Source organism: Mariniflexile ostreae, assembly GCF_042427585.1.
GTDB lineage: Bacteria > Bacteroidota > Bacteroidia > Flavobacteriales > Flavobacteriaceae > Pseudalgibacter > Pseudalgibacter ostreae.
Genome location: NZ_JBHMFC010000034.1, coordinates 36,397 through 47,643 on the forward strand (window position 1 = coordinate 36,397; position 11,247 = coordinate 47,643).

Consider the following 11,247-nt stretch of genomic DNA (forward strand, 5'->3'; position numbering starts at 1 on the left):
ATTAGTCTTTTTATAATTTAATTCTTTTTTGCAAAGGAATATCCACACCCATTCCGTCTTTACAGAACACTTGAACTACCGTTTGTCCTCGATCCTGTTTAATAGACAATATGCTTTCTACAAAGCCTGCGGCATACCATTCCTCTTTTAATGTTATTGTAACCACACTCCCTTCGCTAGCCCCATGGGTAATATCATCTGGCATTCTTGACATGTTATGATTCCATTTCTTCAATTTTAAATCAGGATCTGCAATAGACAATACAGCCCTTTCTTTATCTTTTTTAAACATGGCCAAAATCGGGGTATCTGTCTTAACAAGATGTCCTTTGTCTATTTTACTGTTTATATTAAAAATAGCATATGCTTCTATCCCTGTTAAGGAATGATAAATACTGTGCAGATCTTTGCTTTTCTGCCAAACCTTATAGCTTTTGGAAGCTACCAATTTCTCTGCTTCCGCTGTCGTTGTATTTAATAAGATTTGATATTCATAAGCGCCATTTTTTGGCGATTTACCATGGTCTAGATAAGCTTTTACATGAGCTTTATTGGTAGACACATAATCTTTTTTAACTTTCATTAAAGATTTTTGTGGCCCTTGTTCTAATACCGTTTTTCCCTTTTCTCTTATAATATATTGTAATCCATTATGATCTGTAAAATACCCTTCTGTATTTTCCTTTTTTAAAGATTGGCTCTTGCCTATGGGTTTACCATTATACAGGCTTGGTTTTGCACTATCATACTTATACTGGAACAACGTGGTTATGGTTTTGTAACGAGCATCCGCGTTTTCGATATCAGATCCTAAACAGATGATTTCATTTCCAATAAAAAAGTACGATTTCGTAGCTCTAAAAGAATCATCAAATAATGACTTATCCGAATCTGGAGTAACATCATCACGTAATTTCATGGCATACATTCCATTTTCACCCTGCGTTAAACCACTTGCAAAAGTAGTTTCAGAGAAGCTTCTATGGTAGCCTTCTATGTACTTTTCTGTGCTTGCATTATCATGGAACACTTTGTTTATTGGCAAAGCTTTTGTTGTGGCACCTGGCATATACGCCCAATGAAAGCCATCATTGACATCGATACCCGCACCAACAAAACCATTTTCCGGGTTGTTTTGGGCTGCTATTAAAGTACCAAAACTTAAGTAGCGCCCCATACTATTTTCACCTTTACTTGCTCCAGTTTCAAAATCCCAAATATATTTATTGTACCCTTTTACAGTGGCATAGGCATCCTCTTTTCTATGTACCAATAAACTAGAATAAGGCATGGATATATTCAAGTTGCTTGGTTTATTATAGTCTTTTTTTAAACTATTATGCAGATTAACCATAAGGTCTAACATGCCAAAGGTTCCAGAATATGTTAATGCAGGAGTTAAAATAGATACCATCTCTTTTGGATCACTAATTTGATAATGATAGTTATAGCGTTTTGCAAACTCTAAATCATCTACACTCCCATTTTTCATGCTCATAACAGCAAAAGCAGGGAGCAGGTTAGCACCAATGGCTTGATTTTTATCAGGGAAACGTCCTCCTACACCGTAATGAATATCGTTTCCAAACGCAATATCAGATTGGCGCATTAAAGCTCCTTTTAATATTTTAGATGATTTTTCAGACAAGCTATAAGGGGTGTCTTCCAAAAGCCAATATACCAACGCCATTGTATTTAAAGCATGTATGCCATACGAGTTTAAATAAGTACCTCTATGGTGATAAAGAGAGAAATCTGGTTTTATAGTATCTGAATATCCTGGAGCAAAATCTATAACGTGATTCATGTACTCAGAAAAACGCTTTAAAAACAAGTCTTTTTTAGCACCATTTTCCATAAGAAGCACTGCTATTAATTTCACCAAAGCGGCACCTCTTACCTTATCTGTATTTTCACCCCTAGTAAAATCTAAGTCTATAATGCTCCCTATACGACTATGCCAAGCAAGCATATCCACTCGATTCTTTAATTTATTTTGCTTTTCAAGATCGTCTCGTATTAAAAAAACAGCTTGTGCCATGGGGTTTAACCTAATAATATGATCTACCGTTCCCATCGCACTCCCTGCGGCCCAGCCTTGATCTTCAAAATAATCCAACAAAGTGATTAGTTTTTCTTGAGAATCTAAGTTATTATTCATCCTAAAATCCATAGCCAAAGGAAACATCGTCGACTGGCTAACAGCCTGAAACACCATACCTTCTTTTGCAATATGCTCATCTCTTGTGGCAAACAGGGGTACACCCGTAATACTATTACTATCCATTTTTAAATTAAGCGTTTCATAAAACATTTTACTACTCTTAATTTGGGAAGCCACTCTTTTTTCAATGCCAGAATTGCGTTGTTTCCAATGATCTGATTGATCGCCCAAGATTAGAAATTCTAATTTATCTGAAATAATTTTAGAATACTTAGTGACTTCTTTATCGTTTTTATCTGAAGGTGATGCCGTATTAAAATCTACGTTTAAATAATCTTGATAAGGTTTCAGTATTTTGTATGAATCTGACCTATTATCTGTTTTACTGTTAACAAAATGCAAATCTGAATGCCGCTTTTTTGAGATAAAACTTAAAAGTGAAAAACGATCGATAAAAAGTTTTCCTGGTTCCATAACCTCCTTTGAAGGAAACGAAACAAAACTTTTCATGATGTTCTCGCCTTTATAATCAGGAACCTTGGCATCTTCTTCAAAACATACCCAAACGGCACGCCAACCTTTAAAATCTAAATTCACCTCAAATTTATATTTGGGATTCGTTTTAGCAGTATCTACATCACTTCCGACTTGAAATACCATGTTACCCTGTTGTGGTACCTCCTGATAGATCCACATTTTTATACCGCCATATTTAGCCTCTGGATAATAAGCTGGCTCGTAGTTTTCGGGAATACCGCCTTTATACGCTTCTGTAGCTTGGTGCAAGCCTTCCATATCGGCAACTACCAGATAGTCCTTTACACTATAATTCCATAATAACGCATTTTGGCCGTCTTTAAAGTGCAATGGAGAGATTTCCATGGCCCCTTTTTCAGATTTCCAAATTTCTAAGGATGCTTTCGTTTCAAACTTAAATTGGTTAATCAAGAGGTCATCAGCAGGATTGTTTTGGTTAGAACTAAAAATAGTGTTAACGTTTTCTGGAGAAGCAAAGGCCTTAAGGCTAACTAAAATAAAAAAGAACACAAGATGGTTTATATACGATTTCATAACACTAAATAATTTTGTTGACTTTAGTTTTTTTATTTCTATCCGTAACTTTATTCTATATCAAAGCTTTAATCATAATATTATTATAAAACAGCTTCATAAAACAGACGGTTATAGATGCTGTTTTTTATGTGAGATTCGTTTTCTTTAGAACTAAGCTTTAAACTTATTTTTAATATGACTATAGCGTGTCAACGCTTCTAAAAAATAATAGTCGGCATAACTTAGTGTGCCATCCAGTTCAGAGTTTTTCAAAAAATTCCCAGTGGCATGCTTTATTAAGTAATTACCATTAGTTCCGGGCTCTGCAAAATATTCTGGTGATGAAAGACTTTTCAGTATCTTTTCGGCCATCTTAAAATATTTAAGCCCATTAACTTTTGAAAGCGTAGAAAGCTCTACAAATGCCGAGGCCATAATCGCTGCCGCTGAAGCATCCCTTAAGGTAGGAACTTCAGGAGCATTATAATCCCAATATGGCACCATATCTTCAGGCATATTAGGATGATTTATAATAAAATTTGCAATACGCTCTGCATGCTGTAAATATTTTACATCACCCGTTTCTCTATAGGTCATCGCAAAACCATACAAGCCCCAACTTTGTCCGCGGCTCCAAGCGGCCGTTTCTGGATCATTATTGCCATTGTTCCAATCTCGTTTTCTAAAATCACCTGTTATGGTGTCAAAATCTATTACATGAGAACAGCTAAAATCTTCTCTATACTGATATTTTAAAGTGGTATTGGCATGTTTAACGGCTATATTGTAAAATGTGTCGTCTCCCGTAAGTTTAGTAGCCGCAAAAAGCAACTCTAAGTTTATCATGTTATCAATAATAACAGGGAATTGCCAATCTCTTCCTAAATTCGGTTCCCAAGACATAATGGCTCCTATTTTTGGATCATAGCGTGTAATGGCAGATTTTGCTGCTTGAATGATGACGTCTCTATATTCTGGAGCTTTCGTTAATTTATACCCTTCACCATAGCTACAATAGATTCGAAATCCAATATCGTGGTCTTTTGTATTATACTTTTCATCTTCAACCAATTGTGTAGCAAATTCCGCTTTTTTAAGTAAATCTGGGTCTTTAGAATGTGCATAGGCTACCCAAAGGCTTCCTGGATAAAACCCACTGGTCCAATCTGATATTGGTTTAAGTCCCCGTTCTACGGACCTTGGTAGTTGCCCTGTTTTTTCCACAGCGGGAAACATTGCTTCAAGATGTTGAGTCGATTTTTTAAAAAGCTCATCTATAAACGCATCCGACAATGCAGGGCTTTCGGATTTAGGTTTAAATGCTTTTTTTTTCTGTTGGGAATTGGCAGAACCATATAAATAAAGCGAACTAATAAGGGCAGCCAAAACTATAATAGAAATCCCAATAACAACTTTTTTTATTTCCATTGAAACAAGATGTGTGTTAGTGTAAAAACCATACGAGAACATTACTATTCCCGTATGGCACTTATATTTAATTTATTGCAAATCTTCTACAACAACCAACCTAGGTGGAGTATTATTAACATGCTCTCTTGAAGCATAAAATAACCGCTGTCCAAGTGTATTCCCTGTATTTAACCTTACAGAAAGTTTCCCATCGGTCTCGATTTGGACTTGTGCTGTTACATCAAACTCATGTTGTAAGCTAGAAAGTGTTGTTTCTCCAATTAAAAAATCACTGGTAAATGTCGCAATAGGGCTAGTGCCTGCCGCTGGCATCGTATTGGCCGTAATGCTCATCTCTTCCCAACTATCATCAATAACATGGTACATAGACTGTGTTGTTATACCTCCAAAATTTGTTTCGGCATTTAACCAGTTACTTTCTCTTGTAGTGGTTAAAACTATTTTTGCTTCTATGACTTTGGAAGGATCTATTCCTGCTAAATCGAATTTCAAATAAAACTCTCTAAAATCATCATCTTTATCTCCACCACTCATTACCAAGTCTGCTTTATCCCCGCCATTGTCATCCGATTTTCCTGAACCGTTTTTCCCTCTAGTCCATGCATCTGCTTCTGTAATGATGGTGCTTTCCTTTATAGGCAAATCGTCATCAACAATTGTAAGTTCATACGCTGGTACTTCACCTATAAAAAATCCTTCACTTACATTACTAATGGTTAAAATAATCGATTTATTACCATCAACAACTGCATTATTAACAGGAGCGATTTCTATTTCAATCGTTTGTGCTCCCGATTGAAAATCAACCGTTTGCACTCCATTTACAGCATCTGAGTTATAATCTGTACCAGCGATTGCAGTACCACTATATATAATATCGAAAGAACCTGGCTCGACAGCCGGAGTCGTAAATTCTATAATGGCCTTATGCGCCTCTGTGGTATCTTCGGAAACCTCTCCTGCCAAAGCATTAAACCCTACAGATGGCGGAACGGGCGCATCATCTTCAATGGTTAATTTAAACTCAAAATTCAGTCTTTTCTCTTCACCACCAACATTTTGTTCTGTGATATACACCCCATCACCTTTTAAATTTTCTAGTGTGAAAGTTGCGTTGCGGGTTCCTGTATATTTATTATCATTTTCCACTCTCAAATTAAGGCTGATGCTTTTTGCTCCTTTTTGAATAGTGAATGTAGTGCCTTCATTTCCATCGCTATCAGAAAAAACAACACCAGCAGCATCTCCTGAAGCTACTGCTAAATCGACCGTAACATCTTCGTAAAGAAACTTTGAAGTATTGACCTCTATCTGAATAGCTTTATCTCCTTCTAGAACTGTAGCTTCTTTTTGTACAAAGCCTATTGCAGCATCAGGTTCATCTTCTATTCCATAAACCGTGTCTTCATTTTCAACACAAGAATATGTAACAGACAAGAATATGACAGCTACCAGTGTTAGAAGAATTTTACTTTTTTCTTTATAAAATTTTATATTCATAATGTTCATAATATTTCTTTTATAGTTAGTATTACCTGTAACCGTTATTAGAAGGATCCGTTTTTAAAACATCTGGATTCTGACTTATTTCTGTAGAAAAAGGAATAGGTAACAACACATGGTGCTCTTGGATATGCAATGCCGGGAAATAATCTTTATCATCACCATAACCCGCTGCTGCCATATCGACCCCTGTTTTCTTAACAGTTTCCACGAGTATCCCCCATCTAATCAAATCTGGTTTTCTTAAGTTTTCATTACATAATTCCCAACTTCTTTCATTTCTTATTTGTTGTCTAAAAACCTCTCCAGTAGAACCTGTAATATCTACAGAAGGTGCAGCACTATCAACCGGTAGCATTCTAGCTCTCCTTCTTACTTGATTAATGGCATCGTAGGCCGTACTTAAAGACACTCCGGCTGGTAAAACACCACCATTTTCAACCGTTTCATTAATACCTTCTGCTAACATCAAAAGAACATCTGCATAGCGCAAAATAGGAACATTAATAACATCATAATTATGATCTGAAGACACTGAGTTTATAAGATATCTTCTAAATTTACCCACACCCCATTTCAACTTATTTCTATCTACAGGTATGAATTGATTGTCTTTATCAATCTCAAATTGGGCAATAGAATAATCCCGTCTTATAGAATCATTTGTTTCAAAAGTGTCATAAAAGGTAGGCAGATTATAACGTCTTGGAGCCCCTCTTTTATAAATGGAGTTGGTGTGTTGTGTAACACCGTGCCAAGTTCCCAAAGTACTGGCGTCATTACGGCTGTCTCCAACATACGAGAAGTGAATTTCCCACATGCTTTCCTTCGGCTCATTTACTTTCTCTGATAAATTTTTAAATACTTGAGGAAAAAATTGATTATAAGGTGCGCCAACAGTTAATGGATCGATAGTTGTATTTAATTGATGTTGGCCACCACTAACCACAGCCCAAGCTTGTTCTACAGCTTTCCCGTATTTTGAAACATCACGTACTGGTTCTCCTGCCCAAGTTAAATATATACGAGTAAGAATCCCTTGCGCGGCACCTTTACTAACCCTAGAAGCGCTTTTTACATTTGGAGCTTCTGGCAATAAACCTATTGCCGTGGTCATGTCTTTCTCGATTTGTTTAAAAACCTCTTCCTTAGGACTTCTTTCCGCTTTTAAAGTTTCTAAGCTGATGTTAGACGTTAACCTTAAAGGCACATCGCCCCAATTTTTTACGAGTTGAAAATACATAAAGCCTCTTAAGAAATAAGCATCTCCTAAAACATTATTGTAAGCAGCTAGATCGGACACTTCTTTTGATGATGGGTTTGAAATGCCAGCATTGGCATCCCGTAAAACAGTGACCCGTTCTATAACTTGGTTTGCTCTATAAATACCTTTATAAAAGGCACTCCAAACTTCTCCAACCCATGCGTTGTTTTCTTGTATCTGGTAGTTGGCCAATAAATCATCATCCAGTCCTCGGTCTTGCCTCCAATAGCGTTCTTGGTCTGTTCCCGTATGAAAGTATAACAAATATCCCCTTCCATACAAGTCATCTGTAGCTAACACATCATAAATCCCGAAAAGACCCAACTCTGCTGAAGCTACATTTGTGTAAAAATTATCGCCCGTAAAAGACGAGTAAACCTCTTCCTCTAGATCACTCGCACACGACACCGATACCAAACCCATAGCTAGTATGATTAATCCTATTTTAAAGCTTAGCATACTAGGAATACCTCGACTTATATTTTTTCTTATTAAATCCATATCTATATCTTTAATTTTCATGTATAACATATTATTTAGAACGTAGCTGATAGTCCTCCAATAAAGGTTTTGCTTCGTGGGTATGCGCCAAAATCCACTCCAGAAGTAAGACCTCCACCCCTAGTGCTCACTTCTGGATCAAAGCCAGTGTAGCTTGTCCAGGTGAATAAATCTTGTCCCGTAACGTAAATTCTAAAGCGTTGCATCCCAATTTTATTAATCCATTTCTTATTAAACGTGTATCCTAGAGAAACCGTTTTAAGTCTTAGGTAAGAACCATCTTCTATATACTGGCTTGTTAACACTTCAGAATTATCATTAATATCTCTAAAAGTTGCAGCAGCATTTTGCTCTGGCGTATTCGTATCTTTCCATCTATTTATAATTTCTGGTATAAAATTTCTATGGCTTTTTAAGTTTGAAGTCCATAAAATTCTATTGGCATTATAGATGTCATTTCCGTAAGACCATTGGAAGAACACATTCAAATCGAACCCCTTGTAGGCAAAGTTATTTGAAAATCCTCCAAAGAACTTAGGCTCTGGGTTACCTATTACTTTCTTATCGTCATCATTAATAACACCATCTCCATTAAGATCCACATATTTTCTGTATCCTAATTTTTCATCGTTAAACGACACCTCAACAAAAGGTTTTCCATCGCCATCAAAATCCTCTGCTCTGTACAGTCCGTTATCTACAAAACCATACATCAAACCAAAGGGTTGCCCAACTTCTGTAATATAATCATTAGCAAAAGCATCCTGACTTACGTTACTAGAAGACCAAGAGGAGCTGCTGTACAAAATATCACTTTCAACCAGAGATATGGTTTTGCTTTTTGGAAAAGTCAAGTTTATATTAGAATCCCAAGTAAATGCACCCCCTTTTAAGTTTTGTGTATTTAATGCTAACTCCAAACCTTCATTTTGGATTTCTCCAATATTTCTATAAACATCTTGAAAACCAGAAGATGCAGGTGTTGGTGCTTTTAACAATAAATCTCTGGATGTTTTTCTGTACCAGTCGGCGTTTAATGTTATTCTATCGTTAAAGAACCCTAGATCCACACCAAAATTAACTTGTTCTTGAGCTTCCCACTTAATATCTGGATTGGCCAAGTTTGAAGGGGCCACCCCTGCGGTTATGCCATTATTCTCGCCATAAGTTGTTGAGTTTAGTATCGCCGAAGACACAAATGCAGGAATTCTATTATTTCCTACCTGTCCCCATTCTACTCTAAATTTACCATCGGAAAGTGGTTTAAAATCCTTTAGAAAACTTTCATCAGAAAACCTCCAAGCCCCCCCAAATGAAGGGAACAAACCATATTTATTGTTCGCCCCAAATTTAGATGACCCATCTCTTCTTAAAGTAGCTGTAGCCAAATATTTGCTTTTAAAACCATAGCTTATTCTGTAAAAGAGCGAGCTTAAAACGTCCGTTGGCGATTTATACGATTGTGGAAAACCAGCTTCTGTAGCCGACCCCAAATCGTCAACGCCTAAGTTAGGCTCAGGAAAGTTACTCCCAGAAGCAATGACATAAGACTCCACTCTATTCTGGTAATCAAAACCTAACATCGCTGTTAAACTATGATCATTAAATTTGTTTCTGTACGTTAATGTAGAAGAAATTAAACTATTTGTTTGATCACTCACCCTAATTTCCCCTCTAGTATATCCATTACGTCTCTGGAACGCACTGTTTACCTCGTCGAAATTCTCTCTTTTTCTATTTAATTGCCTAATACCTCCGGTTACCTTTAATTCTAAATTATTAACAATTTTATAACTTAGAAACCCATTAAACAGCAAATAGTTTTTCTTGTCAACTCGTTTTTGAGTTAACGAATTCACTATTGGATTGCTTATAGGCGCTCCTTCTTCCGTATCAGGATCCTCTGGAGAAAGCAATAATTCTTCATTGGTATAAAACAATCCCCCAGTTGGTCGTCCTTGAATAATGTCTTTAAGTAAATTAAACCTGGCATTACTTGATCCACCATCAGGATTTAAAATATTGGTAGACGTATGGGTTCCTGTAACTTCGGTTGTGGTATAAGACACGTTAGCACCTGCCTTTAATTTTTTACTTATTTTTTGATCTAATTTTAACTTGATATACGTTCTATCAAACCCACTGTTTTGCAGTAAGCCATCACTACCATAACTAGATAGAGAAAGATTGTATCTTGTATCGGCTGCACCGCCATTTATAGAAACGTTATGGCTTTGCACTTCAGTATCCCTAAACACTTCTTCTTGCCAATCAATACCCTTAATACTGTTTCCGTCTGCGTTTAAATATAGATTACTTGGACCATATTGATTAGCGGCCTGAACAGGATCTACATCGTATCTCAAATTAACAAACTCATAAGGCGAAAGCACGTCTATTCTATTGCTTATTTCATTAAAGCCATAAAAAGCATTGTACGACACCTCGGTCTTCCCTCTTACACCATCTCTACTGGTAATCAAGATTACACCATTTCCTCCTCGTGCTCCATATATCGCAACGGCAGAAGGCCCTTTAAGCACTTCCATGGAAGCTATATCCGCTTGATCTAACGACGAGACATCAAAATCTTCAATTGGAAATCCGTCTATTACATATAAAGGCGAACTGGATTGGGTAAGCGAACCCGTACCCCTAATTTTAATATTAGACCCTGAACCTGGTCTTCCTTGGCTTGAGGTTGCTTGAACCCCAGCGATTCTACCAGCCATAGCTTGATCCAGTGATGCTACAGGAGCCCTATTAACATCTCCAACATCTAGGGAACTTACCGATCCTGTAAGGTCTTTTCGTTTCACTTCTCCATAGCCAATAACAACCACTTCATTTAACTGGCTAGCATCTGCCAAAAGCTGCACATTGATAATACTTTTATCCCCTATTTTTATTTCTTTGGTCGCATATCCCAGATAACTTATTACCAATGTTTTTTTACCACCAAAATTAAGGGTGTATTTTCCGTCGAAATCTGTCGTGGTTCCCTTATTGGTTCCTTGAATCAAAACAGTAGCTCCTGGCAAAGGCATATTCTCCTCATCGGTAACTGTTCCTGTAACCGTCGAATTTTGAGCATATACAGTTGTTGATAATAGAATAACTGATACTGCAAAAAAAAGTCGTTTTCTAAATGAACTTTTCATTCTGTTCTTCATTTTTCTTATTTAGTTTAAATTAGTTTGTTCAAAATTATGATTTAAGATGGGGCATGGTAGGGTCAGATGGTTCAATTTAAAGGGGCGTTTGTTACAAACGAAAAGAAAACAAAAACCTAAAACACTGTTTAACAAACGATTAAAAAGAAACACCTCTT

The 11,247-nt window shown here is 36.6% G+C and carries 5 protein-coding genes; all 5 read right to left on the reverse strand.

Translation table 11 applies throughout. The features are described from left to right. Positions 1 to 10: 10 nt before the first annotated feature. The 5 genes from ACFFU9_RS09000 to ACFFU9_RS09020 all read right to left on the reverse strand — a co-directional run bounded on the left by ACFFU9_RS09000 (position 11) and on the right by ACFFU9_RS09020 (position 11,089). A complete protein-coding gene (locus ACFFU9_RS09000; protein WP_379861082.1) occupies positions 11 to 3,235 on the reverse strand; it encodes a chondroitinase family polysaccharide lyase in 3,225 nt (1,074 codons plus the stop codon). Positions 3,236 to 3,388: 153 nt separating this feature from the next. Then, positions 3,389 to 4,645 (reverse strand): glycoside hydrolase family 88 protein, encoded by a 1,257-nt coding sequence (locus tag ACFFU9_RS09005; protein ID WP_379861083.1) that lies wholly within the window; start codon positions 4,643 to 4,645, stop codon positions 3,389 to 3,391. Between the two features lie 72 nt (positions 4,646 to 4,717). Then, positions 4,718 to 6,157, reverse strand: coding sequence for a CBM96 family carbohydrate-binding protein (locus ACFFU9_RS09010; RefSeq protein ID WP_379861084.1), 1,440 nt, complete (start codon positions 6,155 to 6,157; stop codon positions 4,718 to 4,720). 22 nt (positions 6,158 to 6,179) lie between these two features. Continuing rightward, positions 6,180 to 7,937 carry a RagB/SusD family nutrient uptake outer membrane protein gene (locus tag ACFFU9_RS09015; protein ID WP_379861085.1) on the reverse strand — a complete coding sequence of 586 codons (1,758 nt, stop codon included), beginning with the start codon at positions 7,935 to 7,937 and terminating at the stop codon, positions 6,180 to 6,182. Positions 7,938 to 7,951: 14 nt separating this feature from the next. Beyond that, entirely contained in the window at positions 7,952 to 11,089 is a 3,138-nt protein-coding gene (locus ACFFU9_RS09020) for a SusC/RagA family TonB-linked outer membrane protein (RefSeq protein ID WP_379861086.1), read from the reverse strand. Positions 11,090 to 11,247: the final 158 nt, after the last annotated feature.